We start from the raw sequence: 26,515 nt of genomic DNA, 5'->3' as shown, positions 1-26,515 counted from the left end.
TGGCGGAGGTGGCAGCGGTGGTGGCGGTGGTCACGGTGGCGGCCATGGCGGTGGAGTGGGTGGCGGTCACGGTGATGGTGTGGGTGGCGGCAAGGGGCATGGCTTGGCCGGTGGCGAGCACTCCCAGGGCAAGGGCCAAGGCCTCGGTCATGCGACCGGAACCGGCGTTGGTCAGGGCCAGGGCCAGGGCCATGGCACGACCACTTCGGCGGCAGCCCGCTCCGGCCTGACGACCGGGCTGGCCAAGGCCATTGACGTGGTGGCCTCTACGCCAGCGGCCATCGCCGGGGCACTGGGCCTGAGCAAGGCCGTGGAAGCCCAAGACAGGGATCCGGCGGATGACGTCGACGAGACCGCCGATTGAGCGGATGGTGGATAGGCGCTGGAGAATCGAGTCCGCTGTTCAGTCGTAGCCCGGATGCAATCCGGGAAGCAGGCCACTCCATAGCCCGGGTTGCATCCGGGCTATGGAGGGTTAAAGGCGTAGATTTCTCACTGCCTATGCGCAGGGCGTTGCGCCCGCCGCTTTATTTGCCCTCTTCCCCCGACCACTCCTGCAGCGCCTTGACCCGCGCCTGGCTGTCGGCCAGCGGCTTGGCCAGGGACTCCTCGTAGAAGTCCAGCCAACTGCGCGAGCCCGGGGTCATGCCGGCCAGTTCGCGCATGCCGTCCTTGAGTGCGCCGAGGGTGTGCTGGTAGTTGCGCTCCTGGCCGATCAGGGTGCGCGCCAGCATGCGCACGTTTTCCTTGTCCTGCTCGCCGCTGGCGGCCGCCGCAGGCGCGGCGTCGCCTTGCGCGGCCGGCTTCTGTTGCTGCTGCGAAAGCATCAGGATGAGCTTCTGCTGATCCTTGAGCTGCTGCTGCAGCGGGTTGATCTGCAGCTGCAGGGCGGCGACCTCCTTCTGCAGTGTCTCGACGCTGGCGCGACTGGCCAGGGCCGCCAGGGTTTCCTCGTCCGGCTCGGCGGAGCCACCGAGCACGGCCACCAGCACCCAGGCGATCAGGTTCAGCAGCAGGGCGCCGGCCAGGCCGTAGATCAGCAGGCGGTTGAGCTTGCCGGCCCGCTCCAGCTGCTCGATGCGCTGCGCGTCGTCGAGCACCTCGATGGCGGTCGTTTGGTTGTCGTCAGTCATGGGCTTCACCCTTCATTCTTGTGCTGCGCCTCCTGCGCCGTTCATGTCAGTGTGCCACTATTTTCCGGCGGATGCCGCGCGGGCCGCTCAGAATGAGGCCAGGATTCGCCCCAGCAGTTCCATCGCCGCCTCGCTCTGGGCGTCCCAGGGGTGACCATGGTTCAGTCGCGCGCAATGGCGGAAGCCGCGGGTGGCGGAGAAGATCGGCCCCGGCGCCAGGCTGATGCCCTGGGCCAGGGCCAGCTGGAACAGCTGCAGCGAGTCGACCCGCTCGGGGAACTCGAACCACAGGAAGTAGCCGCCGGCCGGGCGGCTCACCCGCGTCTCGGCCGGGAAATGCCGGGCGGCGGAGGCGAGCATGGCTGCCTGCTGGGTCTCCAGGGCGATGCGCAGCTTGCGCAGGTGGCGGTCGTAGCCGCCGTGCTGCAGGTAGTCGGCGATGGCCGCCTGGGCCGGCACCGAAGGCGAGATGGTGGTCATCAGCTTGAGCCGGGCGATCTGCTCGGCGAAGCGCCCGCCGGCCACCCAGCCGATCCGGTAGCCCGGCGCCAGGCTCTTGGAGAAGGAGCCGCAGTGCATCACCAGGCCCTGGTCGTCGCAGCCCTTCACCGGCCGTGGCGGCTGCTGGCCGTAATGCAGCTCGGCGTACACGTCGTCCTCGATCAGCGGCACCTGGTGGCGCTTGAGCAGGGCGTACAGCTCGGCCTTCTTCGCCTCCGTCAGGCTGGCGCCCATGGGGTTCTGCAGGCTGCTCATGAACCAGCAGGCCCTGATCGGCAGGCTGTCCAGGCGCTCGGCCAGCACGCCGAGGTCGATGCCCTCGCGCGGGTGCACGGGAATCTCCACCGCCTTGAGCTTGAGCCGCTCCAGCACCTGCAGGGTGGCGTAGAAGGCCGGCGCCTCGATGGCCACCAGATCGCCCGGCCGGGTCACCGTCTGCAGGCACAGGTTGAGCGCCTCCATGGCGCCGTTGGTGATCACCAGTTCCTCCAGCGCCAGGCGCACGCCGGCGACCATGTAGCGCAGGGCGATCTGCCGGCGCAGGTCGGGGTTGCCGGCGGTCATGTCGGCGATCACCGCGTGGCCCGGCATGTCGCGCAGGGCATGGGCCATGCTGCGCGCCAGGCGCGGCAGGGGGAACAGTTCGGGGCTGGGGAAGGCCGAGCCGAAGGGCACGGTGGCCGGGTCCTTGAGCGAGCCGAGCACGGAGAACACCAGCTCGCTGACGTCCACCGCCGTGCTGGCGGCCGGGGTGGCGCCGACCTGCGGCTCGGCCAGAGGCTGGCGCGCCAGCTCGCGGACGAAATAGCCGGAACGGGCGCGGGCCTGGATCAGGCCGCGATCCTCCAGCAGATAGTAGGCCTGGAACACGGTGGACGGGCTGACCCCGTAGGTGCGGCCGGCATGGCGCACCGAGGGCACGCGCTCGCCGGGGGCGAGCACGCCGGAGCGGATCAGCTCGGCGATCTGGTCGGCGAATTGCTCGTAGCGCTTCATCTTGTCCGTGAGGGTGGCCGTGGGCAGGTCACAGTCTACGGGCAGCAGGCGGGGCGCGGCCATCAGCGCCCGCTCGGTGCGATAAAGGTGCTGGCGGCCTCCTGGCGCTCCTCGCCGTCGTGCATGTTGATCACCTCGAAGCGCACCGGCGCCGGGCTGCGGCCCAGTGGCTCGCGCTCCAGCACCACGCTGACCGGTACCTCGAGGATCTCGCCGGCGGCCAGGCGCAGGTCGCTCGGCCCGTTCAGGCGGAACGGCTGGCCGGGCACCAGGCCCAGGTGGTAGCGCTGCGGCTGCTGGCTCTTGTTGATCAGCTTGAGGCGGTAGACGTTCTCGATCTGCCCGGCGGCGTTCTCGCGGAACATGCCGCGGTCCTTGGCCACGTCGAGGGACACCAGGGCGCGGGCCTGCAGGGCCCAGGCGAAGGCGCCGATCATCAGCAGCAGGGCCGCTGCGTAGCCGACCAGGCGCGGCCGCAGCAACTGGCGGCGGCCGCCCTGCATCTCGCGCTCGGAGCCGTAGCGGATCAGGCCGCGGGCGTAGCCCATCTTGTCCATCACGCTATCGCAGGCGTCGATGCAGGCGGCGCAGCCGATGCACTCGACCTGCAGGCCGTCGCGGATGTCGATGCCGGTAGGGCAGACCTGTACGCACATCGTGCAGTCGATGCAGTCGCCGAGGCCCTCGGCCCGGTGGTCGACCTCCTTCCTGCGCGGGCCGCGGTGCTCGCCGCGGGCGGCGTCGTAGGCCACCAGCAGGGTGTCGCGGTCGAACATCACGCCCTGGAAGCGCGCGTAGGGGCACATGTACACGCAGACCTTGTCGCGCAGCCAGCCGGCGTTGAGGTAGGTGGCGCCGGTGAAGAACAGCATCCAGAACAGCGCGGCGCCCTCCAGCTGGCCGCCGAACAGCTCGGCCGCCAGCGGGCGGATCGGCGTGAAGTAGCCGATGAAGGTCAGCGCCGTGAGCAGGCTCAGCGCCAGCCACAGGCCGTGCTTGGCGGCGCGGCGCAGCAGCTTGGCCGGGCCCCAGGGGGCGGCGTCGAGCTTGATGCGCTGGTTGCGCTCGCCCTCGGTGAGCTTCTCCACCCACATGAACAGCCAGGTCCACACGCTCTGCGGGCAGGTGTAGCCGCACCAGACGCGGCCGGCGAACACCGTGATGGTGAACAGGCCGAAGGCGCAGATGATCAGCAGCGCCGAGAGCAGGATGAAGTCCTGCGGCCAGAAGGTGGCGCCGAAGATGTAGTAGCGGTGCTCGGCCAGGTTCCACAGCACCGCCTGACGGCCATCCCAGTCCAGCCAGGCGGTGCCGAAGAAGATCAGCATCAGCAGCCCCGCGCCGTACAGGCGCAGGTTGCGGAAGCGGCCGCTGAAGCTGCGGGTGTGGATCGGTCCGCCGGCTTGTGCCGGGGTCAGGCGGGACGGCTGGCGCGGCGCGTCGGATTCGATGATCCGCGCCGCTATGCGCTCGCTCATGGTGGGCCTCTCGGGCTGCTAATCGGGCTGCGTGCACTGTGCCTGCCGGGCTGTTTGCATAACAGACTCAGGTTTGCCGGGAAAAACCGTATCAGATGCGTCGCGGGCGCAGTGCGGCGCAGGAGCGCAGCAGGTGGCAGCCGCCTGAACCACGCTGGCAAGAAATCGTTACGTGGATGCCGAGGTTCGGGGAGGGCTCCCGCTCGATCCGGGTGGTGTAAGAAAAACTTGCCGGTCCGCCAGGCTATCCCGCTTCTGGCGGCATTCGCCTCGGCTTGTCCGCGTGCCGGCCCGGGGTTGTGATGGGGGCAACCCACCCGCACCGCCGCCAAGGCGGGCGATTGCCCCACAACAACAATTCAGGGAGGCCGGATGAACGCCGTGGCCAAGATCGATCAGCACAACCCCATCGGAACCGACGGTTTCGAGTTCGTCGAATTCACCGCGCCGACGCCGGAAGGCATCGAGCAGCTGCGCCAGCTGTTCACCGCCATGGGCTTCACCGAAACGGCCAAGCACCGCTCCAAGCAGGTCTGGCTGTTCCAGCAGAACGACATCAACTTCGTGCTCAACGGCAACCCCACCGGCCATGTCCGCGCCTTCGGCGAGAAGCACGGGCCGAGCGCCTGCGCCATGGCCTTCCGGGTGAAGAACGCGGCCCAGGCCGCCGCCTACGTCGAGCAGCAGGGCGCCAAGCTGGTCGGCAGCCACGCCAACTTCGGCGAGCTGAACATCCCCTGCGTCGAAGGCATCGGCGGCTCGCTGCTGTACCTGGTCGACCGCTACGGCGACAAGACCATCTACGACGTCGACTTCGAATACATCGAGGGCCGCTCGGCGGGCGACCATGCCGTCGGCCTGCAGCAGATCGACCACCTGACCCACAACGTCAAGCGCGGGCAGATGGAAGTCTGGTCCGGCTTCTACGAGCGCATCGCCAACTTCCGCGAGATCCGCTACTTCGACATCGAAGGCAAGCTCACCGGCCTGTTCTCCCGCGCCATGACCGCGCCCTGCGGCAAGATCCGCATCCCGATCAACGAGTCGGCCGACGACAAGTCGCAGATCGAGGAATTCATCCGCGAGTACCACGGCGAGGGCATCCAGCACATCGCCATGAGCACCGACGATATCTACGAGACAGTGCGTCGCCTGCGCGCCAATGGCGTGGACTTCATGACCACCCCGGACACCTATTATGAAAAGGTCGACAGCCGCGTGGCCGGCCACGGCGAGCCGCTGGAGCAGCTGCGCGAGCTGAACATCCTGATCGACGGGGCGCCGGGTGACGACGGCATCCTGCTGCAGATCTTCACCAACACGGTGATCGGCCCGATCTTCTTCGAGATCATCCAGCGCAAGGGCAACCAGGGCTTCGGCGAGGGCAACTTCAAGGCGCTGTTCGAATCCATCGAGGAAGACCAGCTGCGTCGTGGCGTGATCACTCAGGAGTGATGCAATGAGCCGCAAATGGATCAGCTTCCCCCTGCGCGAGGGCGAGCACTCGCGCCAGGCGCACTGCGATTTCCCCGAGGGCACCTACGAGCGGGAGATGGGCCGCGAAGGCTTCTTCGGCCCGGTGACCCACCTGCACCACAAGCACCCGCCCACCGGCTGGGTCGACTGGGAAGGGCCGCTGCGCCCGCACGCGTTCAACTTCAATCGGATCGCCAGCGAGCGCGACTGCCCGCTGGAGGCGCCGCTGACCCTGCACAACGCCGACGTGAAGCTGCGCGTGTGGAAGACCCACGGCGCCATGCGCCACCTGGTGCGCAACAGCGACGGCGACGAGCTGCTGTTCGTGCATGACGGGGCAGGGCACTTCTACTGCGACTTCGGCCACCTGGAGTACCGCGACGGCGACTATCTGCTGATCCCGCGCGGTACCGCCTGGCGCATCGAGCCGAGCGCGCCCAGCCACTTCCTGCTGATCGAAAATACCGACGGCGCCTACCAGCTGCCGGACAAGGGCCTGCTCGGCCCGCAGGCGATCTTCGACCCGGCGGTGCTCGACCACCCGCACATCGACGCCGCCTTCAAGGCCCAGCAGGACGAGCAGAGCTGGCAGATCAGGATCAAGCGGCGCAACCAGATCAGCACCGTCACCTATCCGTTCAACCCGCTGGATGCGGTGGGCTGGCACGGCGACAACACCGTGGTGCGCCTGAACTGGCGCGATATCCGCCCGCTGATGAGCCACCGCTACCACCTGCCGCCGTCGGCCCATACCACTTTCGTCGCCAATGGTTTTGTTGTGTGCACCTTTACCCCGCGCCCGGTCGAGTCAGATCCCGGCGCGCTCAAGGTGCCGTTCTTCCACAACAACGACGACTACGACGAGGTGCTGTTCTACCACCGTGGCAACTTCTTCAGCCGCGACAACATCGAGGCCGGCATGGTGACTTTGCACCCCTGCGGCTTCCCCCACGGCCCGCACCCCAAGGCGCTGAAGAAGGCCCAGATCGATCCGGCCACCTTCGCTGAGGAAGTGGCGGTGATGATCGACACCCGCCGCGCGCTGGAAGTGGCCGAGGCCGCTGCCGCCGTGGACGTGCCCGAATACGTGAACTCCTGGCGTGCGCAGGGGAAACCAGGCTGAGAACAGCACGGACTATTCCCTCTCCCCTCGGGGAGAGGGCCAGGGAGAGGGGGCAGGCAACTCCACCCTCTGCCTACGCGGCCCGCCCCGGCTTCTCTCCCATAAATGGGAGAGGAGAGAACAGCTCAATGAACAGGTACAACCCATGAAACTCGCATCACTCAACCAAGGCCGCGACGGCGTGCTGATCGTCGTTTCCCGCGATCTCTCCCGTGCCGTCAAGGTGCCGCAGATTGCCGCCACCCTGCAGGCCGCGCTGGACGACTGGGCCAGCAAGCGCCCGCAGCTGGAGGCGGTGTACCAGCGCCTCAACGATGGCCTGGAGCCCGAAGCCTTCGCCTTCGACCAGGCCGCCTGCCACAGTCCGTTGCCGCGCGCCTACCACTGGGCCGACGGCAGCGCCTACGTCAACCATGTCGAGCTGGTGCGCAAGGCCAGGGGTGCGGAGATGCCGGAGAGCTTCTGGCACGACCCGCTGATGTACCAGGGCGGCGCGGACAGCTTCATCCCGCCGCACAGCCCGATCCGCCTGGCCGACGAGGCCTGGGGCATCGACCTGGAAGCCGAGCTGGCGGTGATCACCGACGACGTGCCGATGGGCGCCACGGCCGCCGAGGCCGGCGAACATATCCGCCTGCTGCTGCTGGTCAACGACGTGTCGCTGCGCAACCTGATCCCCGGCGAGCTGGCCAAGGGCTTCGGCTTCTACCAGAGCAAGCCCTCATCAAGCTTCTCGCCGGTGGCGGTGACCCCGGACGAGCTGGGCGAGGCCTGGAAGGACGGCAAGGTGCACCGCCCGCTGGTGTCGCACATCAACGGCGCGCTGTTCGGCCAGCCGGATGCCGGCACCGACATGACCTTCAACTTCCCGACCCTGGTGGCCCATGCGGCCAAGACCCGCCCGCTGGGCGCCGGCACCATCATCGGCTCTGGCACCGTGTCGAACTACGACCGCAGCGCCGGCTCCAGCTGCCTGGCCGAGAAGCGCATGTTGGAAATCGTCGAGCGGGGCGAGGCGAAGACGCCCTTCCTCAAGTTCGGCGACCGGGTGCGCATCGAGATGTTCGATGCCGCCGGCCAGAGCATCTTCGGCGCCATCGACCAGGCGGTGGAGCGCTATGAGCACTGAGCTGACGCTCCATGGCTACTGGCGCTCCAGCGCCGCCTACCGGGTGCGCATCGCGCTGAATCTCAAGGGCCTGGCCTACCGCCAGGTGCCGGTGCACCTGGTCAAGGACGGCGGCCAGCAGCACGCGGCCGAGTACCAGGCGCTGAACCCGCAGGGCCTGGTGCCGCTGCTGGTGGACGACGCCAACGGCGGGGTGCGCATCGCTCAGTCGCTGGCCATCCTCGAATACCTCGACGAGGTCTTCCCGGTGCCGGCGCTGCTGCCAGCCGACCCGGCCCAGCGCGCCCAGGTGCGCGCCCTGGCGCTGCATATCGCCTGCGATATCCACCCGCTGAACAACCTGCGGGTGCTGCAGTACCTGAGCGCTGAGCTGGGTGTCTCGGACGAGGCGAAGAATGCCTGGTACCGGCACTGGGTGGAGAAGGGCCTGGCGGCGGTGGAGCAGGGGCTTTCGGTGTTTGGCGGGGGACTGTCGCTGGGCAACCGGCCGGGGTATCTGGAGGCTTGCGTGATTCCGCAGCTGTATAACGCGCGGCGCTTTGCCTGTTCTCTGGAGGCTTTTCCGTGCCTGTTGGAGATGGAGGGGCGCTGTCTGGCTCTGGATGCCTTCAAGGCAGCTGCACCAGAGGCGCAGCCGGACGCGGTGCTCTAGTTCCTTCTCCCGTTTACGGGAGAGGGTTAGGGAGAGGGCGCTTTTGCTCTTGCTCTGTTGTTTGGCGATTTCGTGCCGCTGCCTATTTTCGTGTTTGGTGACGCAGTGGTTCCGCCCTGCTGGGCGGGTTCCTTTTGGCAGTCGCCCCAAAAGGAACCAAAAGGGCTTGCCCCGCCATCCGGCCCTACGCTTCGCTCCGGGTTCGTTCGCTCCATCGCCGTTCCAGGGGCACGCCGCGAAGGGCCATCCCTGGCCCATCGCGTCTCTCGCGGCATCCATGCCGCTCAACCCCTTCCACGACGATTCCGCTCACCCTCCTGAAGGGGCGTTTGGTGCTGCCTGACAGTTCGACGAATTGGCACGCGAAGCGTGGCGGCTATCAATTCGCGAAGCGCAAAGAAAAACCACCAGGCACCTCGGAGCCCGAGTCCCCGTCAGGAGGCCGAGTGGAGGTGTTGCGCAGGGGGACGAGCCGCATGGATGCGGCGAGAGGCGTAAAGGGGCATGGACGCCCCTTGTACGCCGGCCCCCGGAGCGGCACCGGAAGGAGGGAAGTCTGGCCGCAGGCCAGACCCGGATGTCGGGGTGGCCTTCTCTTTGGTTACTTTCTCTTGGCCAGACAAGAGAAAGTGACTCGCCATAAGGGCGAAAGGGATGCTCCGTTCAGCGAGGTGACTTGGAAAATTAATCTGTCTTTTTTCCTTATACATGCACGTCTTCTTTGGGGCGAAAGCAGACCGCCATCGAGGGCAGCTATCGGCCAATAGCTGACGTCCAAAGCTGACTATAGATCGGTGGGCTTTTAGAGATCCTTGCTCAATTACGGACCAATGGCGGCGGCGTGATAAATCGACAAAAGTGTCATGTATTTCCGACAGAGCCCGGTCTATCGTTACCTGACTTTAGCGGGCTTCATTACGCTTGGCGGTAAAGCAATATGACAAGGATCAACCCTTGCCGGCAGATCCTGCCTATCAGGAGGAAGGGGTTATGAGTCGCATTGTTTCAAGGATTGCTCGGGCTATTGCTGGCGCACTGATCGCCATGCCTGTCGCGCTGTCTGCCAGCGCTGCTGACACTGCAGCAACACCGATAACGGTCTTTGTTGCCAAGAAGTTCATCACCATGGACCCGGGTTGGCCTCAGGCCACCGCAGTAGCGGTGCAGGATGGCAAGATTCTCTCGGTGGGCCGTGATTTGCAGGATCTGGAGCCCTGGCTGGCGGGCAAGACCTACCAGCTGGACAAGAGCCTGGCAGACAAGGTGGTGTTGCCTGGTTTCGTCGAAGCCCATGGCCATCCGCTGCTCGGTGGCATTGAACTCAACCTGCCGCTGGTTTCCGCCATTCCCACGGCGCAGCCCTATGGCCCGGATTTTCCCGGGGTGAAGGATGCCGAGGATGCGCTCAAGCTGATCAAACAGTACGTTGCCGAGGCCAAAGACCCGAACGAGACCGTGCTGGTCTGGGGCTGGGATGTGGTGGCCATGGGTGGCCGGCACTTGGACAAGCAGGTGCTGGACAGCATCTCCAGTACCCAGCCGATTATCGTCTGGGATGCATCCGGGCACTTCATCTACGCCAACAGTGCTCTGCTGAAAAAGCAGCAGATCACCGATGCGGCGCTCAAGGTCAACGGTGTGCAGGCCGGTCCGGACGGCAAGCTCAATGGCCAGTTCCTTGGGGTCACGGCGGGCCTGATGGTGATGCAAAAGGTCTTGGTGCCCTACCTGAAACTGGAGAACTCGATTCCGCGCGTGCGCTCGATGCTCGATCTGAGCCTCAAGGGCGGCATCACTACTCAGTCGGAACTGGTGATGGGCACCTTCAACCTGGAGCTGGAGCAGGTACTGCTGGACAAGGTCTTCAATGACCCGCAGACGCGCACGCGACTGGTGACCGTGAGCGACGGAGCAACGGTGACGGCGGCGAAAAAGGCCAAGGCAGTCGAGTTCGTGAAATCACTGGAGGCCAAGTCCACGGACACCCTGATGTTCAAGGGGGTGAAATTCTTCAGCGATGACTCCTTCATCGGCCTGGGCATGATGGTCCATCAGCCTGGCTACATCGATGGCCGCAACGGCGTTTACATCCAGCAGCCGGGTGAAGAAATCGTGCGCAATATGCTGCCATGGTGGAAGGCGGGCATGCAGGTGCATATCCATAGCAACGGCAACGCGGGCAATCAGTCCACGCTCGATGCCCTGGCGGCGATGCAAGCGCAGTACCCGCGCTTCGATCACCGTTTCACGGTCGAGCACTTCGGCCTGACCACCCCGGAAATGGCCCGCCGGCTCAAGGCTCTGGGCGGCGTGGCCTCGGTCAATCCCTACTATGTGCATTACCGTGGTGAGTACAACGCGCCGATGCTCGGTACCGACCGTGCCCATACCGCCGCCCGGCTGAAGACCCTGCTGGATGCCAGCAATGTGGTCAGCCTGCACTCCGATACCCCCATGGGGCCGCCGCGGCCACTGGAGTGGGCCTGGATCGCGGTCAACCGGGTTGGCCAGAGCGGCAAGGTGCTGGCCCCGGATGAGCGGGTGACGGTCGAGCAGGCGCTGAAGATGATCACCATCGATGCGGCCTACACGCTCGGTGAGGAAGAGCGCATTGGCAGCATCCAGGCCGGCAAGTTCGCCGACTTTACCGTGCTGGAGGCGGACCCCTACAGCGTCGAGCCGATGGCCCTGAAAGACATCAAGGTGTGGGGCACCGTACTCGGTGGCCGTGTGCAGCCCGTCAGCGATATCCAGCAGCAGCCAGGGCTTGAGGTGCGTCAGTATGCAGCGGCCAAGCCGGGGTTGGAGTTGAGCAATGAGCAGCGCGCCGCCCTGGCGGCCCTGGTGCCGCTTGATGCGCAAGCACTGGCCAAACTGAAGGCCGAGGCCGAGAGCTGCAACAACCATGGCACCCTCGGGATGATGCGTATGGCTCAGGTGTCGCCATCCTTTGTGACTGGCAATGGGTTGAGTCAGTGAAAACTGCTGAACTCCTAACTTTCATCTCACTGCATGCGAGCAAGCAATGAAGCTGACAACCCAATCAATTGGATGTGCCTTACTGACCCTCGCCGTGACTCAGGCTGTTAACGCGCAGGCTGAGTCCGGCGCGAAGATCACCGCCGACGCTATCTATACAGGCGGGGACGTTGTCACCGTCAACGAACTTCAGCCTGAGGCCGAGGCGATTGCGGTCAAAGACGGTCGTATTCTCGCGGTCGGCTATCGCGACGAAGTAATGAAGCTTAAGGGCGAGAAGACGCTGGTAACCGACCTGGCAGGGAATACACTGGCGCCTGGCTTCGTTGACCCGCACGGCCATGTGTTCAATACCGGCATCCAGGCGGTCTCTGCCAATCTGTTGCCGCGCCCCGACGGTGGCGTGAACAACATTACCGAATTGCAGGCCGCGCTTAAGGCCTGGTCCGCGCAAAATCTAAAACTCACCGACAGTTATGGCTGGATTGTTGGTTTTGGTTATGACGATGCCCAGCTCAAGGAACAGCGCCATCCAACCCGGGACGATCTCGACCAGGTATCGGCTGAACTCCCCGTGGTGATCGTGCACCAGTCGGGTCATCTGGGTGTGATGAACAGCAAAGCGCTGGAGATCCTCGGTCTCAATGCGGGCACGAAAAACCCGCCCGGCGGGGTCATCCGCCGCAAGCAAGGCACTCAGGAACCGGATGGCGTACTGGAAGAAAATGCCTTTTTTGCCCAGCTCTTCGGCCTGATGAGCAAGCTAAGTCCGGATGCCAACAAGGCGCTCTTCACGGCTGGTGTCAGCCTTTACAAAAGCTTTGGATATACCACCGCACAGGAAGGCAAAGGCTCGCTCGACTCGGTCGCGACCATGGAGGCGGTGGCCAAAAGCGGAAAACTGGATATCGATGTTGTGGCCTATCCCGACATCACCGTGGGCGTCGACGCGATGAAGGCACCGTGGCTGTCACGCAGCTATTCGGATCACTTCCGCATTGGCGGTATCAAGCTCACGCTGGATGGCTCGCCGCAGGGCAAGACGGCCTGGCTCACCAAACCCTATTTCAAGGTCCCGGCTGGGCAGCCGGCGGATTACCACGGCTACTCGGCGTTCACCGACCAGCAGGTCAACGGTTTCGTCGAGCAAGCGTTCAAGAATAACTGGCGGATTCTGGCGCATGTGAATGGCGATGCGGCCATCGATCAGTACATCAACGCCGTCCGCGCGGCCGAAAAGAAATACGGCATGGCGGACCGCCGCCCGGTGGCCATCCATGCCCAGACTGCCCGCCTGGATCAGGTCGAGCAGTTCAAGGCGCTGGGCATCATTCCATCGTTCTTTCCGATGCATACCTTCTACTGGGGTGACTGGCACCGTGACTCCGTGCTGGGCGCAGATCGTGCTAACAACATCTCCCCGACCGGGTGGGCGATCGAGCGCAACATGATCTTCACGTCCCACCATGACGCCCCGGTTGCGATGCCTGATGCGATGCGGGTTATTTCATCCACGGTCAATCGCGTGACCCGCAGTGGTCAGGTGCTTGGCCCGGAACATCGGACTACACCTCTGGTGGCGCTGAAAGCCCATACCCTCTGGTCGGCCTATCAGCACTTCGAGGAAAAAGAGAAGGGCTCTCTGGAGGTCGGCAAGCTTGCTGACTTCGTGGTTCTTGATGCCAATCCGCTGACCGTTGAACCACTGAAGATTGCCGATATCAAGGTGCTTGAGACCATCAAGGAAGGTAAGAGCGTCTATCGTCGCGACAAGGCAGTGGCACAAGCGGGAGCGTTGGAAAGTTGCGCGGCTTCGGATGCCTGCTTTGCGGTGGCAAGTCGAGCACTTGGCCACGCCGGATTGGTACATGCTCATCACTGATAGATGCCTCCCGCTAAAAGACACCTGATAAGCGGGTTGTATTCTGCGCAGAGCACAGCCTGTATGCACCTCGCGCATTCACTTTGCAGGATTGGCATTTTCGCGTCCTGCTCTGAGGGTGACTCAGGCCTTTGCTTAACCGGGGAATGTTGGTTAGGTCAGCTGCAATCGCTTCAAGCAATTCACGCTACCGGCTCTTAGGGGTCAAGAAGGACTTTCGATAATGCGCACGCTACTGCAGCTCTCCGCAGCCCTCTGTCTGGCTCTGCTCATCTGTGTGCCCTCTTGGAGTCAGGCGGCTCTGCCAGATGAAGTGACCGGTGCCGATGGGGCTGAAGTGCATGTCGCAGCACTGGTGGTGGCGAATCGCACCATTCTGGTGTTTCGCAGTAACCTGCTGGGCGAAACACCAGAAATCCGTGCCGCGCGTGCACGGGCAGTGATCAACGAGGTGCTCGATGACAGTGTCAACCTGACGGTGAGCCTGCAGCCGATGCAGGAACACTTCATCGTACTGTTGGGCGAGCGCCGTGCATTCATAGTCGCTAACGCTGACGTCGATCCCCTTGTGCACAGCTCGTCCAGGGCCGCAGCAGAGTCTGCTGCGGAAAACTTGCGTCAAGTGGTAGCGGAAACCCAGGAAAGCCGAGATCTTCGTTTTATGCTGAGCGCGGCAGCCTACTCAGCTTTGGCAACATTGGTTTTCGTTCTACTGATCCGCCTGATCTACTTCGTACGCGCACAAGTGCTGGCCGCCTTGCCGGGGCTTATGCAGCGTCATGCGCAAGCACTCAAGGTCGGTAGCACCCAAGTAGTTGATGCTAACCAGCTGTTCCCGCTGGTCAGTCGCGCCCTGCATGCCCTGCGCTGGATGCTTATGTTACTGCTTGGCTACGAGTGGCTGAGTTTCGTGTTGTCGCGCTTTCCCTACACGCGACCTCTGGGCGAGAGCCTTAACACTTACTTGTTGCAAGTTGCTGTTTATCTGTTCGATGGGGTTGTCAGTGCATTGCCGGGGCTTGGCATTGCCGTGGTCATCTTCTTCATTGCTCGTGGATTCAGCGGCTTTGTTCAACGCCTGCTGAAACGTATGGCCGCACCTGGCAGCAGCGATGCCTGGCTGAATAGCGAAACCCTGCAACCCACCCGTCGCTTAACTTCGCTGGCAATCTGGCTGTTTGCCCTGGCGATGGCATACCCCTATCTGCCCGGCTCGGGCACCGAGGCGTTCAAGGGCCTTTCGGTGCTGGTCGGCTTGATGATTTCCCTGGGAGCCTCCAGCGTCGTAGGCCAGGCCGCGTCGGGGCTGATCCTGACCTACACGCGTACCCTGCGCCCAGGTGAGTACGTACGCGTCGGTGAGCACGAGGGTACCGTGACCGAAGTTGGCATGTTCACAACGCGCATACGTACGGGTATTGGTGAGGTGCTGACTATCCCCAATTCGATGATTACCAGCACGGTGACCAAAAACTACTCACGGGCTGTCGCAGGCCCCGGCTATCTGCTCGAAACCTGCGTGACCATCGGTTATGACACACCGTGGCGTCAGGTTGAGGCCATGTTGATCGAGGCCGCACAGCGTACCGAGGGGGTAATTAACACTCCTACCCCACTGGTGCTGCAAACAGCACTATCGGACTATTACCCGGAATACCGCCTGGTAGCTCATGCATCACCCGGCAATTCCCAATCACGCGCAGCCGTACTTTCTGCGCTGCACTCCAATATCCAGGATGTGTTCAACGAGCACAGTGTGCAGATAATGTCGCCGCATTACATTGCTGACCCTCAGGACGCCAAAATCGTTCCGAAAGACAAGTGGTATGCCGATCCAGAACTGCGCGAAACACTGAATCGCCCCTGATTTTGTAAGCGCTCAATGACTGCTGTTGGCCGATAGCAGCCATCCCATATGCACCAAACGTCCGGCTTTGCCCGGTCGTTTTCCATGCTCAATCCAACGGCAACTCCGTAGTCCTCTTCACCTCGCTCATCGCAATATGCGAGTGCGCCTCGTGCACATGCGGCCGCTGCAACAGATGGTCGCGCAGGAAGCGCTCGTAGTCGGCGATGTCCTTGGCCACCACCTTGAGCAGATAGTCCGAACCGCCGGCCATGGTGTGACACTCCAGCACCTGTGGGTAGCCGACCACCGCCTGCTCGAACTCCTCTAGGTTGCTGCGCCCGTGAGCCGACAGCTTGATATCGACGAACACCGTGATGCCCAGGCCGAGCTTCTTCGGGTTGAGCAGGGCGACCTTGCGCTCGATCAGCCCTTCCTCCTGCATGCGGTGGATGCGCCGCCAGCAGGGTGATTGCGACAGCTCCACCTTCTCGGCGATCTCGGCGGCGGAGAGGTCGGCGTTGTGCTGCAGCAGGCGGAGGATGCGGCGGTCGATAGGGCTTAATGATTCCTGCATGAATTGTTCTCTTTATTGGTCATGAAGGGATAAGTCATGCGCAGTATCTCGTTGCAGGCCCGAAAAAAGAAAGAAAAATCCAGAACTGCTCGGTCATAGTTTTGACCATGCGACTCGGCGCGGCGATCCTGCGCCTGGGTCAAACGGCGGCCTCCAAGAAGGGCCGCGTCGCTCACACAAGAATAAAAGGAGCGCACCATGTCTCTGGCCGAAATCCGCCTGGACGACAAGTACCGTGTAGCCACGGGCCAGCTGTACCTCACCGGTACCCAGGCCCTGACCCGCCTGCCCATGCTGCAGAAGCAGCGTGATGCCGCCTTCGGCCTGAATACCGCCTGCTTCATCTCCGGCTACCGGGGCTCGCCCCTGGGCAACCTGGACAAGAGCCTGTGGGACGCCAAGCAGTTCCTCCAGGAAAACCACATCCACTTCCAGCCCGGCGTCAACGAGGAGCTGGGCGCCACCGCCGTGTGGGGCAGCCAGCAGGCCAACCTGTTTCCCGGCGCGCGCTACGACGGCGTGTTCGCCATGTGGTACGGCAAGGGCCCGGGCGTGGACCGCTGTGGCGACGTGTTCAAGCACGGCAACTCGGCCGGCGTGTCCCCGCACGGCGGTGTACTGCTGCTGGCCGGCGATGACCACGGCTGCAAGTCTTCGACCATCGCCCACCAGAGCGAACATGCCTTTATCGCCGCGTCGATCCCGGTGCTCAATCCGGCCAACGTCCAGGAAATGCTCGACTACGGCATCATCGGCTGGGAGCTGTCGCGCTACAGCGGTTGCTGGGTGGCGCTCAAGACCATCGCCGAGAACGTCGATTCCTCGGCCGTGGTGGACGTCGACCCGCTGCGCGTGAAGATCAATTTGCCGACCGACTTCCAGCTGCCGGAAGACGGCGTGCACATCCGCTGGCCGGACCCGCCCCTGGCGCAGGAAAAGCGCCTGAACATGTACAAGATCTACGCCGCGCGGGCCTTCGCCCTGGCCAACCAGCTCGACCAGATCAAGCTCGATTCGCCCAACCCGCGCCTTGGCATCATCACCACCGGCAAGTCCTACCTGGACGTGCGTCAGGCCCTCGATGACCTGGGCCTGGACGAGGAACTGTGCGCCAGGGTCGGCCTGCGCGTGCTGAAGATCGGCATGAGCTGGCCGCTGGAGCCGGTGTCCGTGCACCAGTTCGCCGAAGGCCTGGATGAGATCCTGGTGGTCGAGGAGAAGCGCAGCATCATCGAGGACCAGCTCACCGGCCAGCTGTACAACTGGCCGGTCGGCAAGCGCCCGCGGGTGGTCGGCGAGTTTGACGAGGAGGGCAACTCGCTGCTGCCCAACCTGGCCGAGCTGACCCCGGCGATGATCGCCCGGGTCATCGCCAAGCGCCTGGCGCCGATCTACACCAGCCCGCAGATCGAGGAGCGCCTGGCCTTCCTCGCCGCCAAGGAAGCTGCGCTGGCCGCGCCCAAGCACGACACCAAGCGTACCCCGCACTTCTGCTCCGGCTGCCCGCACAACAGCTCCACTCAGCTGCCGGAAGGTAGTCGCGCCCTCGGAGGCATTGGCTGCCACTACATGACCCAGTGGATGGACCGGCGCACCGACACCTTCACCCAGATGGGCGGCGAGGGTGCCACCTGGATCGGCCAGGCGCCGTTCACCGACACCAAGCACGTGTTCCAGAACCTCGGCGACGGCACCTACTTCCACTCCGGCCACCTGGCCCTGCGCGCGGCCGTGGCCTCGGGCGTCAACATCACCTACAAGATCCTCTACAACGATGCGGTGGCCATGACCGGCGGCCAGCCGATCGACGGCGAGCTGCGCATCGATCAGCTCAGCCAGCAGGTCTACGCCGAAGGCGTGAAGCGCATCGCCCTGGTCAGCGACGAGCCGGACAAGTACCCGACCCGCGCCACCTTTGCGCCCATCGTCACCTTCCACCATCGCCGCGAGCTGGACGCCGTGCAGCGCGAGCTGCGCGAGATCAAGGGCACCACGGTGATCCTGTATGACCAGACCTGCGCCACCGAGAAGCGCCGCCGCCGCAAGCGCGGCAAGCTGGCCGATCCGGCCAAGCGCGCCTTCATCAACCCGGCCGTGTGCGAGGGCTGCGGCGACTGCAGCGTGAAGTCCAACTGCCTGTCCGTGCTGCCGCTGGAGACCGAGCTGGGGCGCAAGCGCGAGATCGACCAGAACGCCTGCAACAAGGACTTCTCCTGCGTCGAGGGCTTCTGCCCGAGCTTCGTCACCGTGCACGGCGGCGGCCTGCGCAAGCCCGAGGCGCTGGGCGCCAAGGCGCTGTTCGTGGCTCTGCCGGAACCGCGCCAGCCGGATCTGGCGCGGCCCTGGAACATCCTCCTGCCGGGTGTCGGCGGCAGCGGCGTGACCACGGTCGGCGCGTTGCTGGGCATGGCCGCGCATCTGGAGGGCAAGGGCTGCACCGTGCTCGACCAGGCTGGCCTGGCGCAGAAGTTCGGCCCGGTGATCAGCCATATCCGCATCGCCGCCAAGCAGGACGATATCTATGCCGTGCGCATCGCCGCCGGCGAGACCGACCTGCTGCTGGCCTGCGATCTGGTGGTGGCGGCCGGCGAGGAATCCCTGGCCAAGCTCAACGACAAGATCGCCCACGCCGTGGTCAACAGCCACGAGGCGGCCACCGCCGAGTTCACCCGCAACCCGGACGCCCAGGTGCCCGGCGCGGCCATGCGCGAGGCGCTGGTCGAGGCGGTGGGCAGCAGCAAGACCCACTTCGTCGACGCCACCCGCCTGGCCACCGCGCTGCTCGGCGACACCATCGCCAGCAACCTGTTCATGCTTGGGTTCGCGTACCAGAAGGGTTTGGTGCCGGTCTCGGCCGAGGCGATCAACAAGGCCATCGAGCTCAACGGCGTGTCCATCCCGCTCAACCAGCAGGCCTTCCTCTGGGGCCGCCGTGCCGCTCATGACCTGGCCGCCGTGGAGCAGCTGGCCAAGCCGAAGACCCCCGATGCGCCGCGTTGCGAAACCTTCGACGAGATCGTCGCCGACCGCATGGCGCGCCTCACCGCCTACCAGGATGCCGCCTACGCGCAGCGCTACCTGGAACTGGTGACCCGCGTGCGCCAGGCCGACAGCGGCGCCGACCAGGCCCTGAGCCGGGCGGTGGCGCGCTACTACTTCAAGCTGCTGGCCTACAAGGACGAGTACGAGGTGGCGCGGCTGTACAGCGAGCCGGCCTTCCGCCAGGCGCTGGAGGCGCAGTTCGCGGGCGACTACCGCCTGCACTTCCACCTGGCGCCGAGCTGGCTGGCCAAGCCCGACCCGCGCACCGGCGCGCCGATCAAGCGCGAGTTCGGCCCGTGGATGCTCAAGGTGTTCGGCGTGCTGGCGCGTTTCAAGTTTCTCCGCGGCAGTGTGTTCGACCCCTTCGGCCACAGCGCCGAACGCAAGGTCGAACGCGAGCTGATCGGCGAGTATGAGGAGCTGGTCGAGCTGCTGCTCAAGGAGCAGCGCCCGGACAACTACCGCACCGCGGTGGCCCTGGCCGAGCTGCCGGAGCAGATCCGTGGCTACGGCCACGTCAAGGAACACGCCCTGGCCAAGGCCCGCGAGCAGGCCGAGCAGCTCAAGGCGCGGTTGCTGGTCAGCGAGATTGCTGCCGTGCAGCTGTTCGAGCCGGCTGCCTAGAGCTAATCCAACTCGGAAGCCATTCCCCCTCTCCCCTCGGGAGAGGGGTTAGGGGTGAGGGTCTCCCAGGCGCCTGGGACTCCCTCATCCGGCCTTCGGCCACCTTCTCCCAGAGGGAGAAGGGTGTTCGTACCCACTCAACATTCCATATTTCAACAAGAACAGAGAATCCCCATGCCCGTCTTCACCCATATCGACTTCGACCACCACGAGCAGGTGGTCTTCGGCCACGACCAGGCCAGCAGCCTCAAGGCCATCATTGCCGTGCACGACACCACCCTCGGCCCGGCGCTCGGTGGCTGCCGCATGTGGAACTACGCCAGCGACGAGGAGGCCCTGCGCGACGTGCTGCGCCTGTCGCGCGGGATGACCTACAAATCCGCGCTGGCGCGCCTGCCGCTGGGCGGCGGCAAGGCGGTGATCATCGGCGACCCGCGCAGCGGCAAGAGCGAGGCGCTGTTCCAGGCCATGGGCGACTTCGTCGACAAGCTCGGCGGGCGCTACATCACCGCCGCCGACTCGGGCACCGGCGTGGCCGAGATGCAGATCATGGCCCAGCGTACTCGCCACGTGGCCGGCGCCGGCCAGCGCGAGGCCTTCGACGGCGGCAGCCGCGACGGCAACCCGTCGCCATCCACCGCCTACGGCGTGTTCGTCGGCATCCGCGCGGCGGTGCGCCATCGCCTCGGGCGTGACGACCTCAAGGGCCTGAAGGTGGCCATCCAGGGCGTCGGCGAAGTCGGTTTCAGCCTGGCCAAACACCTCAAGGACGCCGGCGCCGAGCTGTGGGTGACCGACATCTTCGAGGCCAACCAGCGCCGCGCCGTGGAGCAGCTGGGCGCCCGCGCCGTGGGCCAGCACGAGATCTTCGGCCTCGACGTGGACGTGTTCGCCCCCTGCGCCCTGGGCGCCATCGTCAACCCGCAGACCCTCGAGGCGCTGCGCGCGCCGATCATCGCCGGCGCCGCCAACAACCAGCTGGCCAGCCCGGAGCTGGCCGAGCAGCTGCGCCGCCGCGACTGCCTGTACGCGCCGGACTACGCGATCAACGCCGGCGGCATCATCGACGTGTGCTACGAGCGCACCGGCGGTACCGCCGCGCAGCTGAAGGCGCATATCGAGGGCATCGAGACGACCCTGGCGGAGATCTTCCAGCGCGCCGCGGCCGAGGGTGCCACCACCACCGCCATCGCCGACCGCATGGCGCGCGAGCGCCTCGGTCGCTGACCGCCGCGCCGCCGGCATGCGGCGGCGCTTTTCCCTGTCACACACAACAACAAGCAGGTGACGCATGACCCGTGAAACACCGAAGAACCTCTGGCTGTCGCGCTGGGGCTTCATCCTCGCCGCCACCGGCTCCGCCGTGGGCCTGGGCAATATCTGGAAGTTCCCCTACATCACCGGCGAATACGGCGGCGGCGCCTTCGTCCTGATGTACCTGGCCTGCATCCTGGCCATCGGCATTCCGGTGATGATGACCGAGATCGCCCTCGGCCGCCGTGGCCGCGGCAGTCCGCTAGACGCGGTGGCGCGGGTGGTGCGCGAGAGCGGTGGCAACCCGTTGTGGCGCGGCATGGGCCTGATGGCCATGCTCTGCGGCTTCATGATCCTGTGTTTCTACGTGGTCGCCGCCAGCTGGGCCTTCGCCTACACGTGGAAGATGGCCTCCGGGGCCCTGGCCGCGCCGAGCGTCGAGGCCCTCGGCCAGGTGTTCGAGGCGCACAACGGCAACCCCTGGCAGCTCGGTGGCTGGAGCCTGCTGGTGGCGCTGCTGACCCTGTGGATAGTCGGCAAGGGCGTGCAGGCCGGCGTGGAGCGCGCCTTCCGCTGGATGATGCCGGGGCTGGCGCTGATGCTGCTGATCCTGGTCGGCTACGCCCTGAGCAGCGGCAAGTTCGCCGCCGGCTTCGCCTTCCTGTTCACCTTCGATGCTTCGAAGATCACCGGCGAGGCCCTGCTGGCCGCGCTCGGCCATGCCTTCTTCACCCTCAGCCTGGCCTCCGGCGCCATCCTCACCTACGGCTCCTACCTGCCGGATGGCCAGTCCATCGCCCGCACCACCCTGGTGGTGGCCATCGCCGACACCTGCGTGGCGCTGCTGGCCGGCCTGGCGATCTTCCCGATCATCTTCGCCAACGGCATGAGCCCGAGCGCCGGGCCGGGGCTGATCTTCATGAGCCTGCCGCTGGCCTTCCAGCAGATGCCGCTGGGTACCCTGTTCGGCGTGCTGTTCTTCGCCATGGTCTCGGTTGCCGCGCTGACCTCGGCGATCTCCCTGCTCGAGGCCACGGCGGCCTACCTCAACGAGCGCCATGGCGTCAGCCGGGCCAAGGGCGCGCTGGGCTCCGGCGCGCTGCTGCTGGTGGTCAGCCTGCTGGCGATGTTCTCCTTCAACGTCGGCGCCGAGTGGAAGCTGTTCGGCTTCACCCTGTTCGACGGCCTGGACTACCTGACCTCGCGCTGGATGATGCCGCTGGGCGGCATTCTCATGGTGATCCTGGCCGGCTACTGCCTGCGCCGCGAGATCATGCGCGACGAGCTGGGCCTGCCGCCGGCCGGCTACGCCCTGTGGCTGTTCATGGTGCGCTACGTCAGCCCGGTGCTGATCCTCATGGTGTTCCTGCACGCCCTCGGCTGGCTGGGCTTCGACCCCATCGCCCGCTGGTACTGGATCGCCGGCGCCATCGGTGCCCTGGCCGTGCTGGGCGAGCTGCTGGCGCCGCGCGTGCGCCACGAGCTGGCGCTGCGCTGAAGGCTGGGGCCTTCTCATCCCTCTTCCACTGGTGCGAGAGGGGCGGGGGAGAGGGAAAGCGGCTGTTTATGCCCTCTCCCTAACCCTCTCCCGTTGTAGCCCGGATGCAATCCGGGGGCGGGGCTGCCTGCTTCCCGGATTGCATCCGGGCTGCGGCCCTCTCCGCTGAGCGGGAGAGGGGGCGCTGCCGGATTTCCTTCTGTTCCGCCGACTGAATGAGCAACTGTGACTGCCGCCTGGCTGCTTGCCAGGCGCATAGTGCGAGGCTGGTGTCGGCGAGGGGCCGCCACCGCCGACATCGCCGCGGGCCTGCCCGTGGGAAGGACGCTCTATGAATTCTCTCTGGCGCACCAGTGGCTGGGTGCTGCTCGGTGCCTCGCTGATCCTCGCCCTGTCGCTGGGCATTCGCCACGGCTTCGGCCTGTTCCTCACACCGATGAGTGGCGAGTTCGGCTGGGGACGCGAGGTGTTCGCCTTCGCCATCGCCCTGCAGAATCTGATCTGGGGCCTGGCCCAGCCGGTCACCGGGGCCATCGCCGACCGCTTCGGCGCGCGCCGGGTGGTGCTGGTCGGCGGCCTGCTGTATGCCGCCGGCCTGGCGCTGATGGCCCTGGCCGACTCGCCCTGGTCGCTGTCGCTGAGCGCCGGCCTGCTGATCGGCATCGGCCTGTCCGGCACTTCCTTCTCGGTGCTGCTGGGCGTGGTCGGCCGCGCCGCCTCGGTGGAGCAGCGCAGCATGGCGATGGGCATCGCCGCCGCCGCTGGCTCCTTCGGCCAGTTCGCCATGCTGCCCGGCAGCCTGGGGCTGATCGGCTGGCTGGGCTGGTCCGCCGCGCTGCTGGCGCTCGGCCTGCTGGTGGCGCTGATCCTGCCGCTGGCCTTCATGCTGCGCGAGCCGGCGCAGGCGCCCCAGGCCCAGCCGCAGAGCCTGGGCGAGGCGCTGCGCGAGGCCTGTGGCCATCCGGGCTTCTGCCTGCTGGCGCTGGGTTTCTTCGTCTGCGGCTTCCAGGTGGTATTCATCGGCGTGCACCTGCCGGCCTACCTGGTCGACCAGCATCTGCCGGCGCTGACCGGCACCACGGTGCTGGCCCTGGTCGGCCTGTTCAACATCTTCGGCACCTACATCGCCGGCTGGCTCGGCGGCCGCCTGTCCAAGCCGCGCCTGCTCAGCGCCCTGTACCTGGCGCGCAGCCTGGTGATAGTGGCCTTCGTCTACCTGCCGCTGAGCCAGTGGAGCGCCTATGCCTTCGGCATCGCCATGGGCCTGCTGTGGCTGTCCACGGTGCCGCTGACCAACGGCACGGTGGCCACCCTGTTCGGCGTGCGCAACCTGTCCATGCTCGGCGGCATCGTCTTCCTGTTCCACCAGCTGGGAGCTTTCCTCGGCGGCTGGCTGGGCGGCTACCTGTACGACCGCACCGGCAGCTATGAGCTGGTCTGGCAGATTTCCATCCTCCTCGGCCTGCTGGCCGCGGCCCTCAACTGGCCGGTGCGCGAGCAGCCGGTGGCACGCCTGCGCGCCGAGGGGGCGGCATGAGCCGCACGGCGCTGGCCGGCCTGGCGCTGGCCGGCGCGCTGCTGCTGGCGCTGGCCTGGTGGGGCTGGAGCCGCGGTGGGTTGGCCTTGCTGCAGCTGGGCTTGGGCCTTTGCTGAGGATTGCCGCTGGCGCGGCGGGCGAGTAGCTTTGCAGCATCGTCGTTCTGGAGGCTGCCGCCATGCTCTCGCGTATCGCCCTGTGCACCCTGGCTACCCTGTTCGCCGCGCCGCTGTGGGCGGCGGAATGCCCGCCACTGCTCAAGCAGCAGGGGCAGTTGCAGCAACTGCGCAGCAAGGACAGCATCGACCTGTGCCAGCGCTTCGCCGGCAAGGCGCTGGTGGTGGTCAACACCGCCAGCCGCTGCGGCTTCACCCCGCAGTTCAAGGGCCTGGAGGCGCTCTACCAGCGCTACAAGGGCCAGGGGCTGGAGGTGCTCGGCGTGCCTTCCGACGACTTCCGCCAGGAGGCTGACAACAGCGAAGAGACGGCTCAGGTGTGCTACATCAACTACGGCGTGACCTTCGCCATGAGCGAGCCGCAGCCGGTCAGCGGCGACGCCGCGGTGCCGCTGTTCCGCGAGCTGGCCGCGCAGAGCAGTGCGCCGCGCTGGAACTTCTACAAGTACGTGGTGGGGCGCGACGGCCAGGTGGTCGCCAGCTTCTCCAGCCTGACCAAGCCGGACGACGAGGACCTGATCGCCGCGGTGGAGAAGGCCCTGGCGCAGCCCTGAGGATGGGGCGGAAACGAAAAAGCCGGGCAATCGCCCGGCTTTTTGCTGCCTGCCGTCAGAAACGGTAGGTGGCCTGCAGGCCCAGGCCATGGGCGCTGTTGTTGTACTCGGCGCTGTAGCCGGGGACCAGGGGGCTGGTGCCCGGCTGGTTGACCGAGGCCTTGCTTTCGCGCAGGTAGGAGTAGGCGACGTCGATGGTCAGGTCGCTATTCGGCGACCAGCCGGCGCCTACCGAGAAGACCTTGCGGTTGCCCACCGGAATGCGCACGGTGCGGTGCTGGTTCTCGGCCGGCGACGGGTCGATGGCCAGGCCGGTGCGCAGCACCCACTGCGGGTTGAGCTGGTAGGCGGCGCCGATGGCGTAGGACCAGGTGTCCTGCCATTTCAGCTCTTCGCTGACGCTGGCGAAACGGTTGCCCAGCAGCGGCAGGGTGGGGGTGCCCTCGTTTTCCACCACGATTTCCTGCAGGCGGCTCCAGCGGGTGAAGGTGGCGCCGGCGTACAGGGTCCAGCGCTCGTCCAGCTCGAAGGTCACCGAGGTGTCGACGCTTTCCGGGGTGGTGAAGTCCAGGGTGGCGTCGTACTCGCCGTTCGCCGCGGCCAGCAGCGGGACATCCAGGCCGCTCACCTTGGTGCGACCTTCCAGGGTGTAGTCGACCTTGGAGTGGTAGGTCAGGCCCCAGGCCAGGCGCTCGGTGACGTCCACCAGCACGCCGGCGTTGAAGCCGATGGCGGTGTCGTCGCCCTTGATGTTGATCTTGGTGTCGCCGGCGCCGCCGAGACCGGCCAGGGCGCCGTCGTAGATGTTCTTGGTCAGCTTGCCCTTGATCTTGTTGAAGGTCGGGCCGAAGCCGACGGAGACGCGGTCGTTGATCCGGTAGCTCAGGGTCGGCTGCAGGGTGACCACTTCCACCTTGCTGTACAGGCCCTTGTAGCGACCGCCGAAGCTCTTCTCGTAGTCGCTGATCAGGCCGTAGGGCACGTACAGGCCCAGGCCCCAGCTCCATTGCTCGTCGATCGGGCTGGCGTAATAGGCGAAGGGCACCGGGGTCAGCGGAACCATGTCGCCCTTGTGGGTCTCGGCGCTGGAGTCGTCGATGTCGACGTTGGCCTTGACCAGGCCGAAGCCGCCGACCACTTCCGGGCGCTCCAGCTTGCTCAGGCCGGCCGGGTTGCCGAACAGGGTGGTGGCGTCCTGCGCAGCCGAGGCGCGGCCGGCGAAGGAGGTGCCCATGCCGCTGACGCTCTGTTCGTTGATGGCAATTCCGTTGCCCAGGCTGTGAGTGGAAACCGCGCCGATGGCCAGCGCGAGGGAAGTCTTCAACCAGAGGTTTTTCATTAGGAAGCTCACGAACAGCTAAAACGAGGGCGGCAAGCTACCCCTTTTGCCGGGGCTTGCCAACCGCTCAGGAATGCCTTTTTCGTGAAGATTCGTTAATCAAATCATGCACATGCAGTTGACTGATAGGTCAACAAGTGGCGCTTCAGGCGGCGTGGTAGTGGCCGACCACGCAGTGTTGCCAGGCCTGCAGGTAGTCGCGCAGCCGGCCATGCGGCTGGAACACCCGGCGCCAGACACGGGCCATGCCGTGCAAGTCGTCGGCAGCCGGCAGGGCGGCCTGCTCGGCCTCCACCAGCAGCCAGGCAATGGCCGTGGCGTAGCGCAGGTTGACCGCCAGCTCCAGTTCCGGCGCGGCGAGGAAGGCGTGCTGGCTGGCCAGGCCGCGCACCAGGCTGGCCAGGTCTGGGTCGCGCGCCAGGTGCTGGTCCCAGAGCAGGCGATGGCGCTGCGCGCTGATGTGGTAGAGGCCATGGCCGTGCGGGTCGCCGAGGGCGCTGCCGAGCGCCGACTGGCTGGCCGCGGCACCCAGGAGCAGGGTTTCGGCGCTGGCGGAGTGGCGCCCCAGGTAGAGCAGGGTGGGGCGGATGACATGCTGGCAGAGGTCGCTGGCGGCAATTCCCATGGAGCCCTCGCGAAGGGTGCCGGCGGGGCCAGGTGCCTGGCAGCTGTTCTTGGTTCTAATAAAGGCCCCGCCGGGAGCGGGGTTAGCCGCTCGA

The 26,515-nt window shown here is 65.6% G+C and carries 19 protein-coding genes; 12 read left to right on the top strand and 7 right to left on the bottom strand.

The window, feature by feature from the left end; all coding sequences use genetic code 11:
- The 4 genes from DMO17_RS11935 to ccoG form a co-directional block, all read right to left on the bottom strand.
- Positions 1–193: hypothetical protein (locus DMO17_RS11935; RefSeq protein WP_146224917.1), on the bottom strand; the 193-nt coding region annotated here is incomplete at its 3' end.
- Between the two features lie 334 nt (positions 194–527).
- Complete coding sequence (locus tag DMO17_RS11930) at positions 528–1,133, bottom strand: hypothetical protein (RefSeq protein ID WP_110682700.1); 606 nt, start codon at positions 1,131–1,133, stop codon at positions 528–530.
- 87 nt (positions 1,134–1,220) lie between these two features.
- The gene (gene mapR / locus DMO17_RS11925) at positions 1,221–2,630 is read right to left on the bottom strand and encodes a GntR family transcriptional regulator MpaR (RefSeq protein ID WP_110682719.1); all 1,410 of its coding nucleotides are present in this window, start codon (positions 2,628–2,630) and stop codon (positions 1,221–1,223) included.
- A gap of 62 nt (positions 2,631–2,692) precedes the next feature.
- Positions 2,693–4,108 carry a cytochrome c oxidase accessory protein CcoG gene (ccoG, locus tag DMO17_RS11920; RefSeq protein WP_110682699.1) on the bottom strand — a complete coding sequence of 472 codons (1,416 nt, stop codon included), beginning with the start codon at positions 4,106–4,108 and terminating at the stop codon, positions 2,693–2,695.
- Positions 4,109–4,480: 372 nt separating this feature from the next.
- On the opposite strand from ccoG, the gene hppD reads away from it, so the two are divergent.
- The 7 genes from hppD (at position 4,481) to DMO17_RS11880 (ending at position 15,216) form a co-directional block, all read left to right on the top strand.
- Positions 4,481–5,563 (top strand): 4-hydroxyphenylpyruvate dioxygenase, encoded by a 1,083-nt coding sequence (hppD, locus tag DMO17_RS11915; RefSeq protein ID WP_110682698.1) that lies wholly within the window; start codon positions 4,481–4,483, stop codon positions 5,561–5,563.
- Positions 5,564–5,567: 4 nt separating this feature from the next.
- Positions 5,568–6,707 (top strand): homogentisate 1,2-dioxygenase, encoded by a 1,140-nt coding sequence (locus DMO17_RS11910; protein WP_110682697.1) that lies wholly within the window; start codon positions 5,568–5,570, stop codon positions 6,705–6,707.
- Between the two features lie 145 nt (positions 6,708–6,852).
- Positions 6,853–7,836: a fumarylacetoacetate hydrolase family protein gene (locus DMO17_RS11905; RefSeq protein ID WP_110682696.1), complete on the top strand. Its 984-nt coding sequence runs from the start codon at positions 6,853–6,855 to the stop codon at positions 7,834–7,836.
- Positions 7,826–8,488: a maleylacetoacetate isomerase gene (maiA, locus tag DMO17_RS11900; protein ID WP_110682695.1), complete on the top strand. Its 663-nt coding sequence runs from the start codon at positions 7,826–7,828 to the stop codon at positions 8,486–8,488. Before DMO17_RS11905 ends, maiA begins: the two co-directional genes overlap by 11 nt.
- 990 nt (positions 8,489–9,478) lie before the next feature.
- On the top strand, positions 9,479–11,467 hold the full coding sequence (locus DMO17_RS11890) for an amidohydrolase (protein WP_220034075.1): 1,989 nt from the start codon (positions 9,479–9,481) through the stop codon (positions 11,465–11,467).
- Between the two features lie 46 nt (positions 11,468–11,513).
- Positions 11,514–13,349 (top strand): amidohydrolase, encoded by a 1,836-nt coding sequence (locus DMO17_RS11885; RefSeq protein ID WP_110682693.1) that lies wholly within the window; start codon positions 11,514–11,516, stop codon positions 13,347–13,349.
- Positions 13,350–13,572: 223 nt separating this feature from the next.
- Entirely contained in the window at positions 13,573–15,216 is a 1,644-nt protein-coding gene (locus DMO17_RS11880) for a mechanosensitive ion channel family protein (protein ID WP_110682692.1), read from the top strand.
- Positions 15,217–15,304: 88 nt separating this feature from the next.
- On the opposite strand, the gene DMO17_RS11875 is transcribed toward DMO17_RS11880, so the two are convergent.
- Positions 15,305–15,772: an Lrp/AsnC family transcriptional regulator gene (locus DMO17_RS11875; RefSeq protein ID WP_021700581.1), complete on the bottom strand. Its 468-nt coding sequence runs from the start codon at positions 15,770–15,772 to the stop codon at positions 15,305–15,307.
- Between the two features lie 198 nt (positions 15,773–15,970).
- Between DMO17_RS11875 and DMO17_RS11870 the strand changes: the two genes are divergently transcribed.
- The 5 genes from DMO17_RS11870 to DMO17_RS11850 all read left to right on the top strand — a co-directional run bounded on the left by DMO17_RS11870 (position 15,971) and on the right by DMO17_RS11850 (position 24,457).
- On the top strand, positions 15,971–19,438 hold the full coding sequence (locus DMO17_RS11870) for an indolepyruvate ferredoxin oxidoreductase family protein (protein ID WP_110682691.1): 3,468 nt from the start codon (positions 15,971–15,973) through the stop codon (positions 19,436–19,438).
- Positions 19,439–19,612: 174 nt separating this feature from the next.
- Positions 19,613–20,665 carry a Glu/Leu/Phe/Val family dehydrogenase gene (locus DMO17_RS11865; RefSeq protein ID WP_110682690.1) on the top strand — a complete coding sequence of 351 codons (1,053 nt, stop codon included), beginning with the start codon at positions 19,613–19,615 and terminating at the stop codon, positions 20,663–20,665.
- A 64-nt stretch (positions 20,666–20,729) separates the two neighbouring features.
- Positions 20,730–22,190, top strand: coding sequence for a sodium-dependent transporter (locus DMO17_RS11860; protein WP_110682689.1), 1,461 nt, complete (start codon positions 20,730–20,732; stop codon positions 22,188–22,190).
- A gap of 331 nt (positions 22,191–22,521) precedes the next feature.
- Positions 22,522–23,727: an MFS transporter gene (locus DMO17_RS11855; protein ID WP_110682688.1), complete on the top strand. Its 1,206-nt coding sequence runs from the start codon at positions 22,522–22,524 to the stop codon at positions 23,725–23,727.
- Between the two features lie 178 nt (positions 23,728–23,905).
- Positions 23,906–24,457, top strand: coding sequence for a glutathione peroxidase (locus DMO17_RS11850; RefSeq protein ID WP_110682687.1), 552 nt, complete (start codon positions 23,906–23,908; stop codon positions 24,455–24,457).
- 55 nt (positions 24,458–24,512) lie between these two features.
- Here DMO17_RS11850 and DMO17_RS11845 read toward each other — a convergent pair whose 3' ends face one another.
- Together DMO17_RS11845 and DMO17_RS11840 are read right to left on the bottom strand one after the other, a co-directional pair.
- A complete protein-coding gene (locus DMO17_RS11845; protein WP_110682686.1) occupies positions 24,513–25,796 on the bottom strand; it encodes an outer membrane protein transport protein in 1,284 nt (427 codons plus the stop codon).
- 145 nt (positions 25,797–25,941) lie between these two features.
- Complete coding sequence (locus DMO17_RS11840) at positions 25,942–26,421, bottom strand: hypothetical protein (protein WP_110682685.1); 480 nt, start codon at positions 26,419–26,421, stop codon at positions 25,942–25,944.
- Between the last annotated feature and the right edge of the window lie 94 nt (positions 26,422–26,515).

Source organism: Aquipseudomonas alcaligenes, assembly GCF_003205495.1.
Lineage (GTDB): Bacteria > Pseudomonadota > Gammaproteobacteria > Pseudomonadales > Pseudomonadaceae > Aquipseudomonas > Aquipseudomonas alcaligenes_B.
The sequence above is the reverse complement of the archived record's forward strand: the minus strand, read 5'-3'. Positions and strand labels throughout refer to the sequence as shown.

What these genes read in the sequence shown, in the direction of transcription:
- DMO17_RS11930 (WP_110682700.1), bottom strand. Translation starts at nt 1,133, where the DNA reads ATGACTGACGACAACCAAACGACCGCCATCGAGGTGCTCGACGACGCG.
- mapR (WP_110682719.1), bottom strand. Translation starts at nt 2,630, where the DNA reads ATGAAGCGCTACGAGCAATTCGCCGACCAGATCGCCGAGCTGATCCGC.
- ccoG (WP_110682699.1), bottom strand. Translation starts at nt 4,108, where the DNA reads ATGAGCGAGCGCATAGCGGCGCGGATCATCGAATCCGACGCGCCGCGC.
- hppD (WP_110682698.1), top strand. Translation starts at nt 4,481, where the DNA reads ATGAACGCCGTGGCCAAGATCGATCAGCACAACCCCATCGGAACCGAC.
- DMO17_RS11910 (WP_110682697.1), top strand. Translation starts at nt 5,568, where the DNA reads ATGAGCCGCAAATGGATCAGCTTCCCCCTGCGCGAGGGCGAGCACTCG.
- DMO17_RS11905 (WP_110682696.1), top strand. Translation starts at nt 6,853, where the DNA reads ATGAAACTCGCATCACTCAACCAAGGCCGCGACGGCGTGCTGATCGTC.
- maiA (WP_110682695.1), top strand. Translation starts at nt 7,826, where the DNA reads ATGAGCACTGAGCTGACGCTCCATGGCTACTGGCGCTCCAGCGCCGCC.
- DMO17_RS11890 (WP_220034075.1), top strand. Translation starts at nt 9,479, where the DNA reads ATGAGTCGCATTGTTTCAAGGATTGCTCGGGCTATTGCTGGCGCACTG.
- DMO17_RS11885 (WP_110682693.1), top strand. Translation starts at nt 11,514, where the DNA reads ATGAAGCTGACAACCCAATCAATTGGATGTGCCTTACTGACCCTCGCC.
- DMO17_RS11880 (WP_110682692.1), top strand. Translation starts at nt 13,573, where the DNA reads ATGCGCACGCTACTGCAGCTCTCCGCAGCCCTCTGTCTGGCTCTGCTC.
- DMO17_RS11875 (WP_021700581.1), bottom strand. Translation starts at nt 15,772, where the DNA reads ATGCAGGAATCATTAAGCCCTATCGACCGCCGCATCCTCCGCCTGCTG.
- DMO17_RS11870 (WP_110682691.1), top strand. Translation starts at nt 15,971, where the DNA reads ATGTCTCTGGCCGAAATCCGCCTGGACGACAAGTACCGTGTAGCCACG.
- DMO17_RS11865 (WP_110682690.1), top strand. Translation starts at nt 19,613, where the DNA reads ATGCCCGTCTTCACCCATATCGACTTCGACCACCACGAGCAGGTGGTC.
- DMO17_RS11860 (WP_110682689.1), top strand. Translation starts at nt 20,730, where the DNA reads ATGACCCGTGAAACACCGAAGAACCTCTGGCTGTCGCGCTGGGGCTTC.
- DMO17_RS11855 (WP_110682688.1), top strand. Translation starts at nt 22,522, where the DNA reads ATGAATTCTCTCTGGCGCACCAGTGGCTGGGTGCTGCTCGGTGCCTCG.
- DMO17_RS11850 (WP_110682687.1), top strand. Translation starts at nt 23,906, where the DNA reads ATGCTCTCGCGTATCGCCCTGTGCACCCTGGCTACCCTGTTCGCCGCG.
- DMO17_RS11845 (WP_110682686.1), bottom strand. Translation starts at nt 25,796, where the DNA reads ATGAAAAACCTCTGGTTGAAGACTTCCCTCGCGCTGGCCATCGGCGCG.
- DMO17_RS11840 (WP_110682685.1), bottom strand. Translation starts at nt 26,421, where the DNA reads ATGGGAATTGCCGCCAGCGACCTCTGCCAGCATGTCATCCGCCCCACC.